This is a genomic window from Massilia agri (assembly GCF_024753255.1).
GTDB lineage: Bacteria > Pseudomonadota > Gammaproteobacteria > Burkholderiales > Burkholderiaceae_D > Telluria > Telluria agri.
The window spans coordinates 46,071-66,123 of the sequence record NZ_JANUHA010000005.1 but is presented as its reverse complement, the minus strand read 5'-3'; the positions used below and the strand labels follow the sequence as shown (position 1 = coordinate 66,123).

Genomic DNA, 20,053 nt, shown 5'->3' with positions numbered 1-20,053 from the left:
ACAAAAACGCATTTCCACACCTCCAGAATGAAGGCGGCGTCATGACGTATAATTTCAGACCGCCCAACCATAACGGCCTGTCAAGCCGGTATCGAGAACACCACCATGAACGCCCGCCATCCGAACATTTCCCCCGTCGACAATCAGCTGCGCGATATCCTGAAACGCCGCATCATGATCCTGGATGGCGCGATGGGCACCATCATCCAGCAGTACAAGCTCGACGAAGCGGCCTACCGCGGTGAGCGTTTCGCGGATTTCGCCCCGCCCGAGGGCGCGGCCCAGCGTGAACTCTTCGTGAAGGGTAACAACGAGCTCCTCACGCTCACCCAGCCGCAGGTGATCCAGGAGATCCACGAGCGCTACCTGGCCGCCGGCGCCGACCTGATCGAGACGAATACCTTCGGCGCCACCAGCGTGGCGCAGGAGGACTACCACATGGCGCATCTCGCCTACGAGATGAACGTGCAAGCCGCGAAGCTCGCGCGCGCCGCCTGCGACAAATACAGTACGCCGGACAAGCCGCGCTTCGTGGCCGGCGCCCTCGGCCCGACGCCGAAGACCGCGTCGATCTCGCCTGACGTGAACGACCCGGCCGCGCGCAACATCACCTTCGACCAGCTGGTCGCGGGCTACCATGAGCAGGTGCGCGGCCTGGTCGATGGCGGCGCCGACGTGCTGCTGGTCGAAACCATCTTCGACACCCTGAACTGCAAGGCCGCGCTGTTCGCGATCGACCTCTACTTCGAAGAGCACCCGGAAACGCCGCGCCTGCCGATCATGATCTCGGGCACCGTCACCGATGCCTCGGGCCGCATCCTCTCGGGCCAGACCGTGGCCGCCTTCTGGAACTCGGTGCGTCACGCCAGGCCGCTGACCATTGGCCTGAACTGCGCGCTGGGCGCCGCCCTGATGCGCCCCTATGCCGAAGAACTCTCGCAGATCGCCGACACCTTTGTCTGCATCTACCCGAACGCCGGCCTGCCCAACCCGATGAGCGATACCGGCTTCGACGAGCTGCCGGCCGATACCTCGGCCCTGCTGGCCGAATTCGCCGACGCCGGCTTCGTCAACATCGCCGGCGGCTGCTGCGGCACCACGCCCGACCACATCGCGGCCATCAGCAAGATGCTGGAAAACCGCGCGCCCCGCCAGATCCCGGAAGTCCCGGTCGCGATGCGCCTGTCGGGCCTCGAGCCCTTCACGGTCGATGACAATTCGCTGTTCGTGAACGTCGGCGAGCGCACCAACGTCACCGGTTCGAAAGCCTTCGCGCGCATGATCCTGAACGAGCAGTTCGACGAGGCGCTGTCGGTGGCGCGCCAGCAGGTCGAGAACGGCGCCCAGGTCATCGACATCAATATGGACGAGGCGATGCTCGATTCGCAGGCGGCGATGACGCGCTTCCTGAACCTGATCGCCTCCGAACCGGACATCTCGCGCGTGCCGATCATGATCGACTCGTCCAAATGGACGGTGATCGAGGCCGGCCTGAAGTGCGTGCAGGGCAAGGCCATCGTCAACTCGATCTCGCTGAAAGAAGGCGAAGAGGAATTCATCCGCCAGGCCAGGCTGTGCCGCCGCTACGGCGCCGCCGTCATCGTCATGGCCTTCGACGAACAGGGCCAGGCCGACACCTTCGCGCGCAAGACCGAGATCTGCGGCCGCGCCTACAAGGTGCTGACCGAGCAGGTCGGCTTCCCGCCGGAAGACATCATCTTCGACCCGAACATCTTCGCCATCGCGACCGGCATCGAAGAGCACAACAACTACGCGAACGACTTCATCGAAGCCACCGCCTGGATCCGCCAGAACCTGCCGCACGCGAAGGTCTCGGGCGGCGTGTCCAACGTCTCCTTCAGCTTCCGCGGCAACGACCCGGCGCGCGAGGCCATCCACACGGTCTTCCTCTACCACGCGATCAAGGCCGGCATGACCATGGGCATCGTCAACGCCGGCATGGTCGGCGTCTACGATGACCTGCCCGCCGAGCTGCGCGAGCGCGTGGAAGACGTGGTCCTGAACCGCCGCGAGGACGCCACCGAGCGCATGATCGAATTCGCCGGCACACTGAAAGCCGGCGGCGGCAAGCAGGAGCAGAACCTCGAGTGGCGCAACGCCTCCGTCGAGAAGCGCCTCGCCCACGCCCTGGTGCACGGCATCACGCAGTGGATCGTCGAGGACACCGAAGAGATGCGCCAGCAGGTCCTGGCTTCCGGCGGCCGTCCGATCCACGTGATCGAAGGTCCGCTGATGGACGGCATGAACATCGTCGGCGACCTCTTCGGACAGGGCAAGATGTTCCTGCCCCAGGTGGTCAAGTCGGCGCGCGTGATGAAGCAGGCCGTGGCCCACCTGGTGCCCTTCATCGAGGAAGAAAAGGCGGAAGAAGAACGCCGCACCGGCATTGTCGCCAAGCCGAAGGGCAAGATGGTCATCGCGACGGTGAAGGGCGACGTGCACGACATCGGCAAGAACATCGTCTCGGTGGTCCTGCAGTGCAATAACTTCGAGATCGTGAACATGGGCGTGATGGTGCCCTGCTCCGATATTCTGGCCAAGGCCAAGGAAGAGAATGCCGACATCGTCGGCCTGTCGGGGCTGATCACGCCCTCGCTGGAAGAGATGGCCCACGTGGCGCGGGAGATGCAGCGCGACCCCTACTTCCGCGAGAAGAAGATTCCGCTGCTGATCGGCGGCGCCACCACCAGCCGCGCGCACACGGCCGTCAAGATCGCGCCGCACTACGAGGGCCCGGTGGTCTACGTGCCGGACGCCTCGCGCTCGGTGTCGGTGGGCCAGTCGCTGCTGACCGACGAGACCCGCGACGCCTACATCATCGAACTGGCCCAGGACTACGAACGCATCCGCGTCCAGCACGCCGGCAAGAAGGCCCTGCCGATGCTCACCCTCGAGCAGGCGCGCGCCAACAAGGCGAAACTCGACTACGCGCCGGTGAAACCGAAGTTCATCGGCCGCCGCGTCTTCAAGAACGTCGACCTGGCGACCCTTGCGCGCTACATCGACTGGGGTCCTTTCTTCCAGACCTGGGACCTGGCCGGCCCCTACCCCGCCATCCTCAAGGACGAGGTGGTGGGCGAAGCCGCCTCCAAGGTCTTCGAGGAAGGCCAGGCCATGCTCAAGAAGATCATCGAGGGCCGCTGGCTCACCGCCAATGGCGCCATCGCCCTGCTGCCGGCGAACAGCGTCAACGAGGACGACGTCGAGATCTATACGGACGAATCGCGCAAGGACGTCGCCTTCACCTGGTACGGCCTGCGCCAGCAGGGCGTCAAGCCGGTGGTCGACGGCGAGCAGCGTCCGAACCAGTGCCTGGCCGATTTCGTGGCGCCGAAGGAATCCGGCATTGCGGATTACATCGGCATGTTCGCCGTCACCGCGGGCCTGGGCATCGAAAAGCACGAGCAGCGCTTCGAGGCGGCGCACGACGACTACTCCTCGATCATGCTCAAGGCCCTGGCCGACCGCCTGGCCGAAGCCTTCGCCGAGTACCTGCACGAGCGCGTGCGCACCGACCTGTGGGGATACGCAAGCAACGAGGACCTGTCGAACGAGGCGTTGATCGCCGAGCAGTACGTGGGCATCCGTCCGGCGCCGGGCTACCCGGCCTGCCCGGAGCACACGGTCAAGGCCGAGCTGTTCCGTACCCTGCAGGCCGAGGAGATCGGCATGCAGCTGACCGAGTCCTATGCCATGTTCCCGGGCGCCGCGGTGTCGGGCTTCTACTTCGCCCACCCGGAATCGAAGTACTTCGTGGTCGGCAAGATCGGCGAAGACCAGCTTGCGGACATGGCCGAACGCCGCGGCATGGACAAGGCCGAACTCGAACGCCACCTGGCGCCGAACCTCTAAGCCTCATCCGGCCGCCGGCGCCTGCCGGCGGCACCCATATCCGGCAAGCTCTCACCTCTCCACATCGCCTAAGGTTTTGCTCTCAGCATTGAAGCAGATCCATTGAGGATAGTTTCAACGATTAACTTGAAACTAATTCATTCTTGACTTGTCGTACTAGGGCTAACGGTCTCGCCTAATCACTTGGCATAAGCGCTACAGCCATCGATCTTCGAGATTGAAAGCATCGCGGTGAGTTCCACCGTGACTGCCTGTGGAGGGGCAAGCGCTGGCTTTGCGCGCAAGTGCGAAGTGAAACTGGCCCCGGCGAAGCAGGAATCCAACAGTACGGCGAGCTCAATAGGCATTGGCTGGCTTTACGTGAGTTTGGAAGAACGGAGTTGCGCAGCGATCCTGAGCTGCGTAGTAATTGAAGCGGGAGAGTGGTGAGGTATGTGGCCGGCTCGTGAACTGGTTCCAATGTCTCAGTTCACGAGCAAGCTACTTACGGTATAGAAGGTAATCCTAGATCGCGTAGCGAACGACCTTGTCGCTCCACTCGAAGGCCGACACTTCGAGCTCGGCGAGGTCGTCGCCATTCATCGACAGCTCGTTCAGCGCCGGCATCACCTCGTCCTGCGCGTCTTCCATGCGCTCGATCGACTCCGCCAGGCGCAGCAGCTCGCCGAAGAAGCCGCGGCGCACCAGCAGCGCGTGGCGCACCTCGTCGATCACGGGAATCTGTTCCACGATGTCCTGCATCGGGATGCAGAACAGCGTGTCCATCAGCGACATCATGCCGACCGTGAAGGCCACGTCGGCGACGTTGCGCTGCCCGGGGCGCAGGCGCTGGGCCAGCAGCTCCATCAGGCGCGCGCGCGTGGTGGCCAGCATCAGCAAGGGGCTCAGATTGTGGCCGCGCACGCCCGGCTCCGCATACAGCAGGATCTGCAGCCAGCGCTGCAGCTGGCGGCGGCCCAGCAGCACCAGGGCCTGGCTCACGGATTCGATGCGGCGCCCTGCCCCCGCGGCCGGGGTGTTCACCAGGCGCAGCAGGTTCAGGCCGAGCGTGACGTCCTTCTTGACCGCGCGCTCGATCTCGATATTGTCGGCGTCCGAGGTCACCAGGTTCATCAGGTCCAGCACCGCCGCCTGCGAAGGCGAGAGCTTGCGGCCCGCGATGACGGTCGGCTTGGCGAAATAATATCCCTGGAAATAGTCGAAGCCGATGTCCAGGCAGGTGCGGTATTCGGTATGGGTCTCGACCTTTTCGGCCACCAGGCGCTTGCCGGTGCCGCGCAGGCGCGGGGCCAGCGACAGCAGGGTCACGACCGGCAGTTCGCGCAGGTCCATTTTGACGAAGTCGATCACCGGCAGCAGGCGCGCCAGCGCGTTGCCGTGGGCCGAGGCTTCGGCGGCGAAGCGGAAGCCGTGGCGCGAGAGTTCGGTCATGCGCCCGATGACGGCGTCGCTCGGCTCGACCGAGCGGACGATCTCGAGCACCGTGCGTTCGCGCGGCAGGAAGGCGAACATATCGCTTCGTAAGACTTCTTCGTCGACGTTCAGGAAGGCGGTGGCGTCGCCGATGGCGCGCGCCAGGCCCAGCTGGGAAGCGTGGTGGATCACGCCGGCGCTGGCCGACAGGCCGGATTCGATCTCGGCCGGCCCCTGGGCGCTGCCGCGGAACAGCAGCTCGTAACCGTACAGCGCCTGGTTACGGTCGAGCACCGGCTGGCGCCCGAGGTAGAAGTTGCGCAGTTTCAGTGGCTGGGAAGCCTGGTCGTGGCTGGCGGAATCGGTCATGTCGTCAGGTTTGTCTCGCGAACCCGCCTACTTTACCGCATCTGCCCGAAATAATGGCTTTCCAGGCATTAATTTAATGACGAATCGATAATAAAAGATGTCGAACCGTGTTTATTGTGGCAAGCCATCCACGAATACCTTCAGCTCGCCGGGCTGGAACTGGGTCCAGCTTTCATTATTGGTCAGCGGCTCGGTGACGATGATGGCGACCCGGTCGTTCGGCGTCGTCACCTGGGAAAAGTCCACCGACAGGTCTTCGTCCGAGAGGCAGGCGGAAGCAAAGGGATACTGGCGCACGATGTAGCACAGCTTGGTCGAGCAGTGCGTGAACAGCGCCGTGCCGTCCGAGAGCAGCATGTTGAAGGTGCCGTGGGCGGCGACTTGCGGCACCAGGCGTTCGAGCGCGGTGCGCAGGTCGGCGACTGCGGGCGGCGTGTCGCCGAAGGTATTGCGCAGCTCCTGCATCAGCCAGCAGAAAGCCAGCTCGCTGTCGGTGTTGCCGACCGGGCGGAAGGGACCGTGCAGGCTTGGTGCGAAGTCCTTCAGGTCGCCGTTGTGGGCGAAGACCCAGTAGCGGCCCCACAGTTCGCGCACGAAAGGATGGCAGTTCTCGAGCGCCACCTGGCCCTGTGTGGCCTTGCGGATGTGGGCGATGACGTTGGTGGACTTGATCGGATAGCGCTTGATCAGTTCGGCGATCGGCGAATCGATGGCGGCCTGGTGGTCGACGAAATGGCGTACGCCGGAACCTTCGAAGAATGCGATGCCCCAGCCGTCATGGTGGGTGTCGGTGCGTCCGCCGCGGTGGGCGAAACCGGTGAAGGAAAAGACGATGTCCGTGGGGACGTTGCAGTTCATTCCGAGGAGTTGGCACATGCGCGAGAGCTTACCACGCCAGAGGTGCCGGTGTCGGCCACTGTCCCCTCGAAACGGACAGTGGCGTTTACCCGATCAGTGCAGCAAGGTTAATGCAGCACTACGGGCTGGCTCATCAGGGTGTCGTAGGAACCCAGGAAGTCGTCGATTTCTTCCATGGTCGGCTCGCTGGCGATGAGGTTGTTCACATCGCGGCGGAAAGATTGAGCCAGTTTGCCGCCGATGAACGCTTCGCGCCGGCCGGCCTTGTCGACGATCTCGTACCCGCCGAAGCGCAGGGCTTCGAGGTCGCGATCCACGCCGAATTCGACGACGCTGTACTGTTCGCTGTTATAGATCATGTTCATGATGACTCCTTCTCTTGATCAGAGTAATTGTGCGCGCCAGGCGCTTGGCGGCAGGCGCCTGGCTGATCACTTCGGTTAAGAGGTGGGGCTGGCTGGACCGATTTCAAGCCCGTTTGCTCGAAGGACCGACAAGGGTGGACATCAAGCGCGTACTACGGGTTCCAGTGCCAACAGCTGATCGTATGGCCCTTCCTGCAGCCACGATCGCAACTGATCAAGGTGTTCGCTGCTCGCCAGACCGATGAACAAACGTTCCGGTCCCTGGCGCAACAGACGATTCAATGTTACACGCAAAACCAGGTTCCCGGCGCAGCACGGACACCCGACTGCGAGTCGGACAAGTCTTACGGAAGAGGATGCGAGGAGGGGCGAGCTGCCTGACGCCAGCCCTTCGAGGATGACGGCGCTGAAGGCGCCACTGGAAGAAGGAGGAGAAGCGGCAAGCAAGGCCGCGATGGCCTCCTCGCGCTGCGCCGCGCTCGCGCCCGTGACCAGGGTGGTCGGCAGACGCGCAGCCGGCAGAGCCAATCAGACGCCCTTCTTGGCGAGCTTGCCCGGCTCCACGCCGAGTTGCTTGAGCTTGCGGTACAGGTGGGTGCGTTCCAGGCCGGTCTTCTCGGCCACGCGCGTCATGCTGCCGCCTTCGCGGCCCAGGTGGTGTTCGAAATACATGCGCTCGAAGGCGTCGCGCGCCTCGCGCAGGGGCAGGTCGAAGGACAGGGTGTAGCCGGTGCCCTCGCCCTGCGAGATCGCATGCACCAGGCGCGAGCCGTTCGGCGCCAGGGGCGCCGCCTGCGGCGCGTACATCGGCGCCGGCGCTGCCGCGGTGGCGGCCTCCATGGCCGGCATGGTGGTGTTCTGCACCACGGCCGGGCGCGGCGGCGCCATCGGGGCGCGCGCCACTTCCTGGGCGCGGGTCAGGCCCTGCTGCACGGCCTTGAGCAGCTTTTGCAGGGCGATCGGTTTTTCGAGGAAATTCAGGGCGCCGATGCGCGTCGCCTCGACGGCGGTATCGATGGTCGCATGGCCGGACATCATGATGACCGGCATGGTGAGCAGGCCGTCGCGCTGCCACTCCTTGAGCAGGGTGACGCCGTCGGTATCCGGCATCCAGATGTCGAGCAGCACCAAATCAGGGGCGCCTGCGGCACGCGCCTCGCGCGCCTGCTGCGCGTTCTCCGCCAGCGTGATGGCATGGCCTTCGTCGCCCAGGATTTCCGAGAGTAACTCCCGGATGCCCATTTCATCGTCCACTACGAGTATGTTCGCCATCTGTCTGCCTTCCTGATCTCTTACCCGTTTCGTGTGCAGCCCCATCGAAACGAAGCGCGTCACTGTTTAGTGAGATTTTATGCGTGTTTTATATTTCGGCCAAGTTCGCCTCGGGAGCTAACTTTAACAGCAAAATGAATACCGACGCGCCACTTCCGTCCGCCCGGTTGCCGATGTCGATGCGTCCGCCATGTTCGTCGATGATCTTCTTGACCATCGGCAGGCCCAGGCCGGTGCCGCGCGCCTTGGAAGTGACATAGGGTTCGAAGGCGCGCGCCAGGATGCGCGGCGAAAAGCCGGGGCCGTTGTCCGTGATCGCCAGGCGCACCGCGGTGCCGGCGGCGCCGTCCGCGCCCTCGTAGTGGATGGCCTCGGTGACCACGTCCACCCGCGCCGGCGGCGCGTCCGGGCCGCGGTCGGCCAGGGCGTCCTGGGCGTTCTGCACCAGGTTGTGGATCACCTGGCGCAACTGGGTCGGGTCGCCCATCACCTGCGGCAGGTTCGGGGCCAGCGCCGCATGGATGATGTCCGAGCCGTCCTCGGCCAGGTACAGCTGCAGGATCTCGTCGATCAGGCCGTTCAGGTCGAGCGGCTCGAGCACCGCCGGCGGCGTGCGCGCGTAGTCGCGGAAGTCGTCGACCATGCGTTTCATGGCGTCGACCTGGTTGACGATGGTGGCGGTGCTCTTCCTGAGCAGTTCCGCTTCCTGCGGCGGCAGGCTCGACTCCAGCTTCATCTGCAGGCGTTCGGCCGAGAGCTGGATCGGGGTCAGCGGGTTCTTGATCTCGTGCGCCAGGCGGCGCGCCACCTCGCCCCAGGCCACCGAGCGCTGGGCCGAGATCACGTCCGAGATATCGTCGAACACCACGATGAAGCCGTTGCCCGAGCCGACCGGCAGGCGCGAGCCGCGCGCCAGCAGCGTGATGTCGTGGTCGTGCTCGTCGCCGCTGCCGCGGCGCGGGATCTCGATCTGCTGCTGCCAGTGGGCGCGGCGGCGCCGGTCGGTGCTCGGCGCGGCGGCCGCCGACTGTGCGCTCTGCGCCGAGATCGCGCGCGTGACGCAGTTGTAGAAGGTCTCCAGGCCCGCGATGCTGGCCAGCGGCCCCGCCAGCGCGCCCGGCTCGACCTGCAGGATGCGGTAGGCCGCGTCGTTCGAGTTCACCACCCGCCCTTCCGCATCGAGCACGATCACCCCCGCCGACATGTTCGCCAGCACGGACTCCAGGTGGGCCTTGGCGTTCTGCAGCGCGGCGCGGTTGCGCTCGACGGCGCTCCTCGCCTCGAACAGCTGGCCGGTCATGGCGTTGAAGGAGCGCGTCAGCGTGCCCAGTTCGTCGTTGGTCTCGACCGTCGGCCGCGGCGACAGGTCGCCCTCGGCCACGGCCTGCGTGCCCTCTGCCAGCACCAGCAGCGGCTGCGCCAGGTTGCCCGCGATGAGGAAGGCGCTGCCGATCGCGCCGAAGATCGCCAGCAGCAGGGTCAATGTCAGCGTCTCGATGTACATCTTGCGCAGTCCCAGCCTGGCCTGGGCACGACTTCGGTATTCGTCGGAGGCGCTCCTGAGCACCACGGCGTTCGACGCCAGGTTGACCGGCACCGACTGCAGCAGCTGCAGGTAGCGCGGCTCCAGGCCGGCAGATTCGGGCACCGCCAGCACCACCCGCAATCGCAGGCCGGTGGCGGCGTCGAGCGCATTGGGGCCGTTGGCCACCCCTTCGCTGCTGCCCTCGGGCCGCGCATAGCCGCCCGGCAGCGCGGCGGACTTGAGCATGTCCGGCGTGGGTTTGTCGAGCTCCAGGTTGGCATTGCGGTCCTGGGCGCTGGAGGCGAGCACGGTCCCGTCGGCAGTGAGCAGCATGGCGCTTTGCATGCCGCGCACGTCGTTGGTCAGCCCGCTCAGCACCCCCTGCACCATCACCGCATCCTGGCCGGCCAGGGTGGCGGCCGCGGTCTGTCCGGTGGCGCTCAGCTCGGCGACGGCTTCGTCGAGCGCGGCGCGCCCGAGGTTCAGGCCGGATTCGATCGCGGCCTCGATCTTGACGTCGAACCAGCTTTCAATGGAATGCGAGACGAAGCGCACCGAGACCATGAAGATCAGGAGGCCCGGCAGAATGCCGATGGCGGCGAACAGCAGCACCAGCCTCGCCACCAGGCGCGAGCCGAACTTGCCGGCCTTGTAGCGCACGTACAGGCGGCCCAGCGCGACGATGACGAGCACCAGCAGCAGCACCGCCATGCCGGCGTTCACGCCCAGCAGCCAGGTGTAGTAACGGTCGAAGAAGCCCGAATTGTCCGAGGCGGACGCGAGCAGGAACAGCAGGATCGAAACGATGGCGCCGCCCACCACCAGGGCGTAGCGCAGCGCCCGGTTGATCGACCTAACCCGCACTTGGACCCGCTTTATAGGTGAAGGTCTTGCGGTTGGAGGCGAGGCGCCAGCTGGAATCGTTGATGGCGTTCACCTGCAGCGGCTTGGACAGGAAATCGCGGTCCATGAACATGCGGATCGACACCTCGTAGGTCTCGCCCGTCTTGAGGGCGCTCCTGGGTGCGATCAGCCAGCGCGCCGGGCGCCGGATCAGGGACAAGGCTTCGTCCAGCGTCGGGAAACTCTGGGGCACGGTGCCGCCGCTCGACACATTGTACTGGCGCGTCAATACGTCGTAGGAGATGCTGATGGTGCGCTTCGAGAACACCGCCTTTTCGTCACGCCACCACCAGCGCGGGCGCGTCATCTCGATCTCGGTGGTGAAGGCCAGCTTGATGCCGTTCTGGACCGCCTCCTGCAGCTCGTGATTGAGCTCGAAGGAGAAGCGGGTGTTGAGGCGGTAGCCTTCCTCGGTGAGCTGGATCTCGGCCTGCGTGATGTCGACCCCGTCGGCCGCCCGTGCCTGCGTGCACGCGAAGACCAGCAGCAGCTGGCAGGCGAGTAGGCAGAAGAATCGTAACGTCACGGGTGAGCGGGGCCTTGGTTTAAACGTGATGAGGGAAAGTCATCACGCCGCGTTTTTCTGGAACAGGGCGTAGAACAAGCCGTCATGATCCTGCGCGGCACCGCTGGCTGGCAGCAGCTGGCCCGGCGCGTCGAGGCGGAGCGCGTTGTGGCGTGCCGCGAAAGCAGCCGCCTGCGCCTCCGATTCCTGGGGCCAGAGCGAACATGTCACGAACAGCAATTTACCATTGGGCAGCAACATCTGCCAAAGGTTGTCGAGTATTTTGCTGGAAAGTGTTGCAAGTTGGAGCGTATCGGACTTGCGGCGCAGCCAGCGGATGTCCGGGTGGCGGCGCACGATGCCCGAGGCCGTGCAGGGCACGTCGGCCAGGATGCGATCGTACTGCTGCCCGTCCCACCAGCCGCTATCCTGGGCCTCGGCCGCGATCAGCTTCGCCTGCAGGCCCAGGCGCCCCAGGTTGTCGCCGACCCGCGCCAGGCGCTGGGGATCGGCATCGACCGAGGTGAGGTCGACGTCGGCCGTCTCGAGGATGTGGCCGCTCTTGCCGCCCGGGGCGGCGCAGGCGTCCAGCACCCGCATGCCATCCTGCAGCTCGAGCAGCGGCGCGGCCAGCTGGGCGCCGGCATCCTGCACCGACACCACCCCCTCGTGGAAGCCCGGGATCTGGCTGACGTTCATGGCCTGGGCCAGGCGCACGGCGCTGGGGCCTACCCTGCTTGCTTCGATGCCGGCGTCCGCCAGGGTCGCCAGGTAGGTGTCGACGTCCGTACGGCGGCGGTTGACACGCAAGGTGAGTGGCGGGTGCACGTTCCCGGCCGCGAGGATGCTTTCCCATTTGTCGGGATAGGCGGCGCGGGTGCTGTCGATCCACCACTGGGGGTAGTTCCAGCGTGCCAGCGGCTGCTTGAGCGCTTGCGCCACCAGGGCCTCGCGCTCGCGCAGGAAGCGGCGCAGCACGGCATTGACCATGGCCTTGGCATGGGCGAAATCGGGGTGGCTGGCGGCCGCGTTCACGGCCTGGTCGACCACGGTGAAGGCCTCGTAGGGCGGCTGGGTCCCCTGCGGCGGATCCAGCAGGGCCAGGGCGGCGCACAAGAGTCCGGCCAGCATCGGGGGCTCCGGCGCCTTGGACGTCATCAGGCCGAGCAGGGTATCGCTGCGGCCCAGCTGGCGCATGGTGCGGTAGGCGATGTCCTGGATCGCGCCACGCGCCTGCGGGGTGACTTCGTAGGCGGTAAACACGCCGGCCAGCGCCTGCGGCAGCGCACTGCCGCCGCGCACGCGGGCCACGGCATTGGCCGCGCCCAGCAGGGCCAGGGCGAGCGAGTCGGATTTCAGGTCGGGACGGTAGTCGCGCTGCGGGGCGACCTTGACCTGGTGGGCTTCGCGCAGGCGCGGCACCTCCCTGGTGACGGGTGCGCGGCGTTCGGGCGTGGCCGCCTCGCGCTCCGCCGAAGGGCGGTAGGTCGGCTTGGCGGCCGGCTTGGCGGAGGCGCCCCCATCCGCACTGGCCCCGGATGGCCGTACCCCGGATGGCCGTACTCCTCCCGACGTGGTGGAACGCGCCGGCTTGGCTTTCGGTTTCAGGGTGAGCGTCGGGCGCTTGTCGGTCATGGCAGGGGTCACTACAGATGCAAAAGGCCCTCATTGTAACGGTTTAGGCTTTGGCGCCGCTTAAATAACAATCAACCCGTACACTGGGGAACATGTTTCCGTACTTCGCCAAACCAGTATAATGGCCGCTGCTTGCCTGCCTGCAGGCCTCCCTCTTTTATCAGACAGACATCCCCATGCTCGCCCAACAAAAACAAGAAATCGTTGCCCTGTTCCAGGCCGCCCTCGCGCCGATCATTGCCGGCACCGATCTGACTCCTAACGTGGTGCTGGAGCGTCCGCGCGACCCCAGCCACGGCGACATCGCCTGCAATATCGCCATGCAGCTGGCCAAGCCGCTGAAAACCAATCCGCGCGACCTGGCCACCCGCCTGGTCGCCGCCCTGCTCGCCGAACCTGCTGCCTCCGGCCTGGTCGAGTCGGCCGACGTGGCCGGCCCCGGCTTCATCAACCTGCGCGTGGCTGCCGGCGCCAAGCAGTCGGTCGTGCGCACCGTGCTCGAGCAGGGTGAAGCATTTGGCCGCGGCACCTCGGGCAAGGGCCACCACGCCATCATCGAATTCGTCTCGGCCAACCCGACCGGCCCGCTGCACGTCGGCCACGGCCGCCAGGCCGCGCTGGGCGACGCCCTGTCCTCGCTGTTCGAATCGCAGGGCCATGAGGTGACCCGCGAGTTCTACTACAACGACGCCGGCGTGCAGATCGCCACCCTGGCCACCTCGGTGCAGGCGCGCGCACGCGGCTTCAAGCCGGGCGACGCCGAGTGGCCCGAGTCGGCCTACAACGGCGACTACATCGCCGAGATCGCCGCCGACTTCCTGGCGAAGAAGACCGTCTCCGCCAGCGACGGCGAGCCGGCCACCGCCTCGGGCGACGTCGACGACATCGAATCGATCCGCCGCTTCGCCGTGACCTACCTGCGCAACGAGCAGGACCAGGACCTGCAGGCCTTCGGCGTCAAGTTCGACAACTACTACCTCGAGTCTTCCCTGTACGCTGACGGCAAGGTCGAAGCGGCCGTGAAGGCGCTGGTCGATGCCGGCGTCACCTACGAGCAGGAAGGCGCGCTGTGGCTCAAGACCACCGACTACGGCGATGACAAGGACCGCGTGATGCGCAAGTCGGACGGCGGCTTCACCTACTTCGTGCCGGACGTGGCCTACCACATCCAGAAATTCCGCCGCGGCTTCGACCAGGCCATCAACATCCAGGGCAGCGACCACCACGGCACCATCGCGCGCGTGCGCGCCGGCCTGCAGGCGGTCAATATCGGCATCCCGAAGGGCTATCCCGACTACGTGCTGCACAAGATGGTCACCGTCATGAAGAACGGCGAAGAGGTCAAGATCTCCAAGCGCGCCGGTTCCTACGTCACCGTGCGCGACCTGATCGAATGGTCGGGCAACGGCGACATCACGCGCGGCCGCGACGCGGTGCGCTTCTTCCTCATCTCGCGCAAGGCCGACACCGAATTCGTGTTCGACGTCGACGTCGCGCTGAAGACCTCGGACGAGAACCCGGTCTACTACGTGCAGTACGCCCATGCGCGTATCTGCTCGGCGCTCGCGAACTGGGGCGGCATTGAATCGCAACTGGCCGGCGCGGACCTGTCGCTGCTCACCGAGCCGCACGAAGCCAGCCTGCTGGTCAAGCTGTCCGCCTATCCGGAAATGCTGGAGCGCGCCAAGGTCGAGCTGAGCCCGCACCACGTCGCCTTCTACCTGCGCGAACTGGCCGGCGAGCTGCACAGCTACTACTTTGCGCACAAGTGGCTGTTAGAGGACAACGAGCCCCTGAAGCTGGCGCGCCTGGCGCTGGCCGTGGCCACCCGCCAGGTGCTGCGCAACGGCCTGGCCCTGATCGGCGTTTCCGCCCCCGAGAAGATGGAACGCGCACCCCTCGACGCACAAGATTGATCGCAACATGACCACCCTTCGTTCCTTCTCTTCGCTGCGCCAGCGCGGCAGCACCCTGACCGGCATCATCATCGGCCTGATCATCGGCCTGGGGATCGCGGTCGTGGTCGCGCTCGTGATCACCAAGGGCCAGTCGCCCTTCACCGACCGCTCCAACAAGATGGGCCGTCCGGCCGATCTCGCGCCGAGCCAGGCGACCGATCCGAACAAGCCGCTGTACGGCAACCGCGACGCCGCGCGCGAAGCCAACCGCGAGATCGCGGAACGCGCCAACCGTCCGGAACCGGCGCCCGCACCGGCGGCTGACGCCGACCCGCTGGGCCAGGCGATCGCCGGCATGCAGGGTGGCGCGGCGCAGCCTGCCGCACCGAGCGCTCCGGCGCCGGCCGCCGCTGCCGCACCTGCCGCACCCGCGCCAGCGGCCGCACCGGCCGGCGCTGGCGACGGTTATATCTACTACCTGCAGGCGGGCGCATTCCGCGAGATGTCGGATGCCGAGAACACCCGCGCCAAGCTGGCGCTGCTCGGCTTCGAAGCCGCGATCAGCGACCGCAGCACCGACGGCGGCGTGCTGCACCGCGTGCGCGTCGGCCCCTACAACCAGGTCGAAGCCATGAACAAGGCGCGCGCCAAGCTGCTCGACAGCGGCATCGACGTCGCCATCGTCCGCAACCAGCGCTGAGGAAACCATGCAGCCACTCCGCCGCCTCGCCTGTGCCGCCGTCCTGCTCGCCGCCGCCGCGCTCGCGGGCGCTTCGCCGACCAGCCCCAGGGAAGGCGCCGAGTTCACGCTGCTGCAGGAATCGCAGCCGACGGACAGCGGCAAGAAGGTCGAGGTCATCGAGTTCTTCGCCTATTACTGCCCGCACTGCTACGCCTTCGAGCCCAGGCTGGCGGCCTGGGTAAAGAAACAGGGCGACAACATCGTGTTCCGCCGCGTGCACGTGCCGCGCGGCGAGGCGGTGGCGGCGCAGCAGCGCCTGTTCTTCACGCTGGAATCGCTCGGCATGCTCGAGCAGTACCACGACAAGGCCTTCAACGCCATGCACGTCGAGCGCCTGCCGCTGTCGCAGGACGAGCAGGTGTTCGACTGGGCCAGCCGCGCCGGCATCGACCGCGCCCGCTTCATCGACACCTACCGATCCTTCGGCGTGCAGGCCAAGGTGCGCCGCGCCCAGGCCATGATGGATGGCTACCGCATCACCCACTGGCCCATGGTTGCCATCGACGGCCGCTTCCTGACCTCGCCCGGCATGGTGTCGGAAGCGAACGGCAGCAGCGGCGAGCAGGCCCTGGCGGGCACTCTCTCGGTGATGGACGTGCTGGTCGCGCGGGCGCGAGCGGACAAGAAATGACCCTCGTGCCGGGCCGCGCGGACCGGGTGTTCATCACCGGCGCCTCGAGCGGCATCGGCGCTGCCCTTGCGCGCGAATACGCGGCGCGCGGCGCCGTGCTCGGCCTGCTGGCGCGGCGGCGCGAGGCCTTGGCCGAACTGGTCGCCAGCCTCCCCCACCCCGAACGCCACCGCATCTATGCGGTCGACGTGCTCGACCGTGAGGCGCTGGCGAGCGCCGCCGCCGATTTCATCGAGGTGAACGGCGGCGCCGACATCGTCATCGCCAGCGCCGGCATCTCGCACGGCACCCTCACCGAACGGCCTGACGACCTGCCGGTGTTCGATGCGGTGTTCGCCACCAACGTCAACGCCACCGTGTCGACCTTCGCGCCCTTCATCTTCCAGATGAAAGTGGAAGGCACCCCATGCCGCCTGGTCGGCATCGGCAGCGTGGCGGGCATCCGCGGCATGCGCGGCGCCGGCGCCTATTGCGCCTCCAAGGCGGCCGTGCACAGCTACTGCGAAGCGCTGCGCCTCGAGCTCTCTGCTTCGAACATCCGGGTGGTGACCATCGCCCCCGGCTACATCGATACTCCCATGACCCGCAACAACCGTTTTCCCATGCCTTTCCTGATGCCGGCCGGACGCTTCGCCGCCAAGGCCGCCGACGTGATCGCGCGCGGCCACAGCTACCGTGTCCTGCCCTGGCAGATGGGCGTGACCGCCAAGCTGCTGCGCCTGTTGCCCAACGTCCTCTTCGATGCCCTCTTCTCGCGCGCGCCGACCAAGAAGCGCCTGCAGGCCGGGAGGAAGGCATGAACGCTGACCGCATCGCCGCGCTGTCCACATCCGGCGTCGCCGTCGAAGTGGTGGCGCAGACCGGCTCGACCAGCGCCGACCTTCTTGCCCGCGCGGCCACCCTGACGGGGCCCGTGCTGCTGGTGGCCGAGCACCAGACCGCCGGACGCGGGCGCGCGGGACGCAGCTGGCTTTCCTCAAGCGAGAATTCGCTGACCTTCTCGCTGGCCTGGAAGTTCGCGGGCGGCCCGCAGACGCTGCTTGGCCTGCCGCTGGCAATCGGCGCCGCGCTCGGCGATGCGCTCGGTCTACTGGGCGTGCAGGTGCAGCTCAAGTGGCCGAACGACGTGCTCAAGGACGGCGACAAGCTGGCCGGCATCCTGGTCGAAACCCAGGCCGCGCCGGGCGGGGGCACCTGGTGCGTGATCGGCATCGGCCTGAACCTGCTCATGCCCGACGAGGTCGAAGCGCAGCTTGGCCGCAGCGCCGCCGGCGCCCCCTGGCTGGCGCGCATGGAGCGCGACGTCCTGATGGCCGCCCTGCTCGACGCCCTCGCGAACTGCCTGCGCCTGTTCGAACAACAAGGCTTCGCCGCCTTCTGCGCGCGCTGGAACCTGCGCCATGCCTGGCAGGGCGAGACCGTGGTCCTGCTCGACAACGGCGCGGTAGTGCACGAAGGCCGCGCAGCCGGCGTCGAAGAGACCGGCCGCCTGCTGCTCGATACGGAAGCAGGCCGCATCACCGTCATGGCCGGCGACGTGTCGCTGCGGGTGAAGGCATGAAGCTGCTCCTGGTCGATGCCGGGAACACGCGCATCAAGTGGGCCGCCGTCGGCCCGGATGCGGCGCCGGGCGAATGGGAACTGGCCGATGCGGCGCCGCATGCGGAGCTGGGCGCCATGGCCGAGGCCTGGCGCGCGGCCGGCGTGACGCGCGCCCTGGTCTCGAACGTCGCCGGACAGGAAGCGCGCGAGCGCATCGCGGCGGCGCTGCCGGACGGGATCGCGCTCGAGTGGTTCGCCTCCACGCCGGAGCGTGCGGGCCTGCGCAACGGCTACCGCAACCCCGGCCAGCTGGGCTGCGACCGCTTCGCCGCCGCCATCGGCGCGCACGCGCTGGCGCCTGGCCAGGACGTGATCGTGGCGACCTGCGGCACCGCAACCACGGTGGATGCCGTGACAAGCGACGGCCGCTTCATCGGCGGCATGATCCTGCCCGGCCTGGCGCTGATGGCCGGCTCGCTGGCCCGCGATACCGCCCAGCTGCCGCAAGTGAAGCCGGGCGCGGCCCCGCCCCCGGTCTTCGGCGACAACACGGTCGATGCCATCGTTTCCGGCTGCCTGTCGGCCCAGGCCGGCGCCATCGAGCGCGCCTGCGCCGCCCATGCGGCCACGGCCTGCATCGTCTCGGGCGGCGCGGCGCCGTATATCTCCCCTACCCTCAAGCTTGCCCACCGCCTGGTCGATAATATCGTGCTGGTCGGCCTGCACGTGGCGGCCAGGGATTGATCACGGGAGAGCGCACTTGTTGAAATTGATATTCTGGGCCCTGCTCGCCGCGAATGCGGCGCTGTTCGCCTATGGCCAGGGTTATCTCGGCAAGGTCGAAGGCGGCGAGCGCGAGCCGCAGCGCCTGAAAAGCCAGCTGGCGAGCGAACGCATGGTGATGCTGAGCGCGGCCGAGGCACGCGCCGCCGCGGAAACCGCAGCCGCCGAGCCGGCGTCCGCAGCCACGGAGACGCCGCCGGAGCCGGTACCCGCGCCGGTGGCCACCATCGCCTGCACCCAGGCGGGCAGCTTCGCGGCGCCGGACGCGCGCCGCTTCGAAACCCGCATCGATCGCCTCGGCCTTGGCGAACGCCAGTCACGCATCAGCGTGCCCTTCCAGGAAGTCAGCAGCCACCTGGTCTACCTGCCGCCGAACGGCGGCAAGGAAGGCGCCGACCGCCGCGTGGCCGAGCTGAAGGAAAAAGGCGTGACGAACTACTTCGTGATGCAGGGCGAAGGACCGATGAAATGGGCGGTGTCGCTGGGCGTATTCAAGACCGAGACGGCGGCCCAGAGCCTGGTGAACGCCCTGGGCAAGCAGGGCGTGCGCGGCGCGCGCGTGCTGCCGCGCGGTCCGCAGTCCACGCGCGCGGCGTGGCAGTTCCGCGATATCACCAATGAGGAGCGCACGCGCCTGGCCGGCATCGCCGACGATTTCGCGGGCGTCCAGCTCAGCCAGTGCAAATAAGGAGGGCCGGCGAGGCCGTCCTTATTACCGTTTGACGACGATCGGCTTGAGCCCGAAGGAGGACGGCACCGCACGCGCGGCGTCCTGTGCCGCCTCGCGGGTCTCGAAGGGTCCGCCGTACAGGCGGTTCACCGATCCCACCTTCACCACTTCCAGCTTGCCGACTTCGACGCCGGCCTGGCTCAGCTTCTCGCCCATGGCCTCGGCGGTGCCGGCGCGGCCGTAGGCGCCGAGCTGCACGTAGTAGCCGTTGCGCGGCACGAGTTTGGCGACCGGTGGCGCGACCTGCGCCACCGCGGCGCTGTCGGTCCGTACACGGTCTTCCAGCATCAGCGCCGTGATTTCCGGCGGCGCCGACTGCGCTTCCGAGGCGATGGCGCGGCGCACGGTGGCGATGCGGGTCGGGTCGTTCGGGAACAGGCGCTCGACCTCGACCTGGTGGCTGCCCTTGCCCAGCAGGCCCAGCTTCAGGGCCGCCGTGTAGGAGACGTCGATGACGCGGCTGGCGTGGAAGGGGCCGCGGTCGTTGATGCGCACCACCACCGATTTGCCGCTCTCGACGCTGGTCACGCGGGCATAGGAGGGGATCGGCAGCGTCGGGTGCGCGGCCGTCATCTTGTACATGTCGTAGAGCTCGCCCGACGAGGTCTTCTGGCCGTGGAATTTCACCCCATACCAGCTGGCAATACCAGTCTGGACGAAGGGATCATCGTGCAGGATCGGGGTGTAGGTGGTGCCGAACACGGTATAGGGGCGGTTGGCCCACTTGGCGTAGGGCTCGGCCTTGACCTCCGCATCTGGCAGGTCCAGCAGGCCGGGCGGCGGGTTGGCGCCGGGGCCGTCGTCCTTGTAGTAGCCGCCGCGGCCGGAGTTGGCCGGCGGCAGCTTGGGCGCATCCGAATGCTTCGCCGTGGGACGGTGCTTCCAGGGAAGTGGGATGAGACTCTTGTGTTCGCCGGTTTCGGTGGTGCTGCACCCGGCGAGGAATGTGGCCAGTGTAATGACCGTGGCAAGTTGTTTTCTTGGAACGGCCATCGACAGCGTCCTCCTT

General features: G+C 66.8%; 16 protein-coding genes. 8 read left to right on the top strand and 8 right to left on the bottom strand.

Going from position 1 to position 20,053, the window contains the following annotated elements; translation table 11 throughout:
- Positions 1 to 105 precede the first annotated feature (105 nt).
- Positions 106 to 3,873, top strand: coding sequence for a methionine synthase (gene metH, locus NX780_RS08930; RefSeq protein ID WP_258827515.1), 3,768 nt, complete (start codon positions 106 to 108; stop codon positions 3,871 to 3,873).
- Between the two features lie 504 nt (positions 3,874 to 4,377).
- On the opposite strand, the gene NX780_RS08925 is transcribed toward metH, so the two are convergent.
- The 7 genes from NX780_RS08925 to rsmB all read right to left on the bottom strand — a co-directional run bounded on the left by NX780_RS08925 (position 4,378) and on the right by rsmB (position 12,718).
- On the bottom strand, positions 4,378 to 5,655 hold the full coding sequence (locus NX780_RS08925) for an EAL and HDOD domain-containing protein (RefSeq protein ID WP_258827514.1): 1,278 nt from the start codon (positions 5,653 to 5,655) through the stop codon (positions 4,378 to 4,380).
- Between the two features lie 111 nt (positions 5,656 to 5,766).
- Positions 5,767 to 6,531, bottom strand: coding sequence for a class II glutamine amidotransferase (locus tag NX780_RS08920; RefSeq protein WP_258827513.1), 765 nt, complete (start codon positions 6,529 to 6,531; stop codon positions 5,767 to 5,769).
- 89 nt (positions 6,532 to 6,620) lie between these two features.
- Positions 6,621 to 6,878 carry a BTH_I0359 family protein gene (locus tag NX780_RS08915; protein ID WP_027865841.1) on the bottom strand — a complete coding sequence of 86 codons (258 nt, stop codon included), beginning with the start codon at positions 6,876 to 6,878 and terminating at the stop codon, positions 6,621 to 6,623.
- A gap of 528 nt (positions 6,879 to 7,406) precedes the next feature.
- Complete coding sequence (locus NX780_RS08905) at positions 7,407 to 8,150, bottom strand: response regulator (protein WP_258827512.1); 744 nt, start codon at positions 8,148 to 8,150, stop codon at positions 7,407 to 7,409.
- 88 nt (positions 8,151 to 8,238) lie between these two features.
- The gene (locus NX780_RS08900; RefSeq protein ID WP_258827511.1) at positions 8,239 to 10,539 is read right to left on the bottom strand and encodes a sensor histidine kinase; all 2,301 of its coding nucleotides are present in this window, start codon (positions 10,537 to 10,539) and stop codon (positions 8,239 to 8,241) included.
- Positions 10,529 to 11,104 carry a DUF4390 domain-containing protein gene (locus tag NX780_RS08895; protein ID WP_258827510.1) on the bottom strand — a complete coding sequence of 192 codons (576 nt, stop codon included), beginning with the start codon at positions 11,102 to 11,104 and terminating at the stop codon, positions 10,529 to 10,531. The genes NX780_RS08900 and NX780_RS08895 overlap by 11 nt, the downstream gene beginning before the upstream one ends.
- A gap of 42 nt (positions 11,105 to 11,146) precedes the next feature.
- Entirely contained in the window at positions 11,147 to 12,718 is a 1,572-nt protein-coding gene (gene rsmB, locus NX780_RS08890) for a 16S rRNA (cytosine(967)-C(5))-methyltransferase RsmB (protein WP_258827509.1), read from the bottom strand.
- 176 nt (positions 12,719 to 12,894) lie between these two features.
- On the opposite strand from rsmB, the gene argS reads away from it, so the two are divergent.
- From argS to NX780_RS08855, 7 genes are read left to right on the top strand one after another with little or no spacing between them, the layout of a single operon-like run.
- On the top strand, positions 12,895 to 14,634 hold the full coding sequence (argS, locus tag NX780_RS08885; RefSeq protein ID WP_258827508.1) for an arginine--tRNA ligase: 1,740 nt from the start codon (positions 12,895 to 12,897) through the stop codon (positions 14,632 to 14,634).
- A gap of 7 nt (positions 14,635 to 14,641) precedes the next feature.
- Positions 14,642 to 15,316 carry an SPOR domain-containing protein gene (locus NX780_RS08880; RefSeq protein WP_258827507.1) on the top strand — a complete coding sequence of 225 codons (675 nt, stop codon included), beginning with the start codon at positions 14,642 to 14,644 and terminating at the stop codon, positions 15,314 to 15,316.
- Positions 15,317 to 15,323: 7 nt separating this feature from the next.
- Positions 15,324 to 15,989 (top strand): thiol:disulfide interchange protein DsbA/DsbL, encoded by a 666-nt coding sequence (locus tag NX780_RS08875; RefSeq protein WP_258827506.1) that lies wholly within the window; start codon positions 15,324 to 15,326, stop codon positions 15,987 to 15,989.
- Positions 15,986 to 16,789, top strand: a complete 804-nt coding sequence (locus NX780_RS08870; RefSeq protein WP_258827505.1) for an SDR family oxidoreductase — start codon at positions 15,986 to 15,988, stop codon at positions 16,787 to 16,789. The genes NX780_RS08875 and NX780_RS08870 overlap by 4 nt, the downstream gene beginning before the upstream one ends.
- Positions 16,786 to 17,550: a biotin--[acetyl-CoA-carboxylase] ligase gene (locus NX780_RS08865; RefSeq protein ID WP_258827504.1), complete on the top strand. Its 765-nt coding sequence runs from the start codon at positions 16,786 to 16,788 to the stop codon at positions 17,548 to 17,550. The genes NX780_RS08870 and NX780_RS08865 overlap by 4 nt, the downstream gene beginning before the upstream one ends.
- Entirely contained in the window at positions 17,547 to 18,275 is a 729-nt protein-coding gene (locus NX780_RS08860; protein ID WP_258827503.1) for a type III pantothenate kinase, read from the top strand. Before NX780_RS08865 ends, NX780_RS08860 begins: the two co-directional genes overlap by 4 nt.
- Before the next feature lie 16 nt (positions 18,276 to 18,291).
- A complete protein-coding gene (locus tag NX780_RS08855; RefSeq protein ID WP_258827502.1) occupies positions 18,292 to 19,002 on the top strand; it encodes an SPOR domain-containing protein in 711 nt (236 codons plus the stop codon).
- A gap of 24 nt (positions 19,003 to 19,026) precedes the next feature.
- On the opposite strand, the gene NX780_RS08850 is transcribed toward NX780_RS08855, so the two are convergent.
- Positions 19,027 to 20,037 (bottom strand): septal ring lytic transglycosylase RlpA family protein, encoded by a 1,011-nt coding sequence (locus tag NX780_RS08850; RefSeq protein ID WP_258827501.1) that lies wholly within the window; start codon positions 20,035 to 20,037, stop codon positions 19,027 to 19,029.
- Positions 20,038 to 20,053: the final 16 nt, after the last annotated feature.

Bases quoted from the DNA above. Each gene is read 5' to 3' on its own strand.
- metH (WP_258827515.1), top strand. From the start codon at position 106: ATGAACGCCCGCCATCCGAACATTTCCCCCGTCGACAATCAGCTGCGC.
- NX780_RS08925 (WP_258827514.1), bottom strand. From the start codon at position 5,655: ATGACCGATTCCGCCAGCCACGACCAGGCTTCCCAGCCACTGAAACTG.
- NX780_RS08920 (WP_258827513.1), bottom strand. From the start codon at position 6,531: ATGTGCCAACTCCTCGGAATGAACTGCAACGTCCCCACGGACATCGTC.
- NX780_RS08915 (WP_027865841.1), bottom strand. From the start codon at position 6,878: ATGAACATGATCTATAACAGCGAACAGTACAGCGTCGTCGAATTCGGC.
- NX780_RS08905 (WP_258827512.1), bottom strand. From the start codon at position 8,150: ATGGCGAACATACTCGTAGTGGACGATGAAATGGGCATCCGGGAGTTA.
- rsmB (WP_258827509.1), bottom strand. From the start codon at position 12,718: ATGACCGACAAGCGCCCGACGCTCACCCTGAAACCGAAAGCCAAGCCG.
- argS (WP_258827508.1), top strand. From the start codon at position 12,895: ATGCTCGCCCAACAAAAACAAGAAATCGTTGCCCTGTTCCAGGCCGCC.
- NX780_RS08880 (WP_258827507.1), top strand. From the start codon at position 14,642: ATGACCACCCTTCGTTCCTTCTCTTCGCTGCGCCAGCGCGGCAGCACC.
- NX780_RS08875 (WP_258827506.1), top strand. From the start codon at position 15,324: ATGCAGCCACTCCGCCGCCTCGCCTGTGCCGCCGTCCTGCTCGCCGCC.
- NX780_RS08870 (WP_258827505.1), top strand. From the start codon at position 15,986: ATGACCCTCGTGCCGGGCCGCGCGGACCGGGTGTTCATCACCGGCGCC.
- NX780_RS08865 (WP_258827504.1), top strand. From the start codon at position 16,786: ATGAACGCTGACCGCATCGCCGCGCTGTCCACATCCGGCGTCGCCGTC.
- NX780_RS08860 (WP_258827503.1), top strand. From the start codon at position 17,547: ATGAAGCTGCTCCTGGTCGATGCCGGGAACACGCGCATCAAGTGGGCC.
- NX780_RS08850 (WP_258827501.1), bottom strand. From the start codon at position 20,037: ATGGCCGTTCCAAGAAAACAACTTGCCACGGTCATTACACTGGCCACA.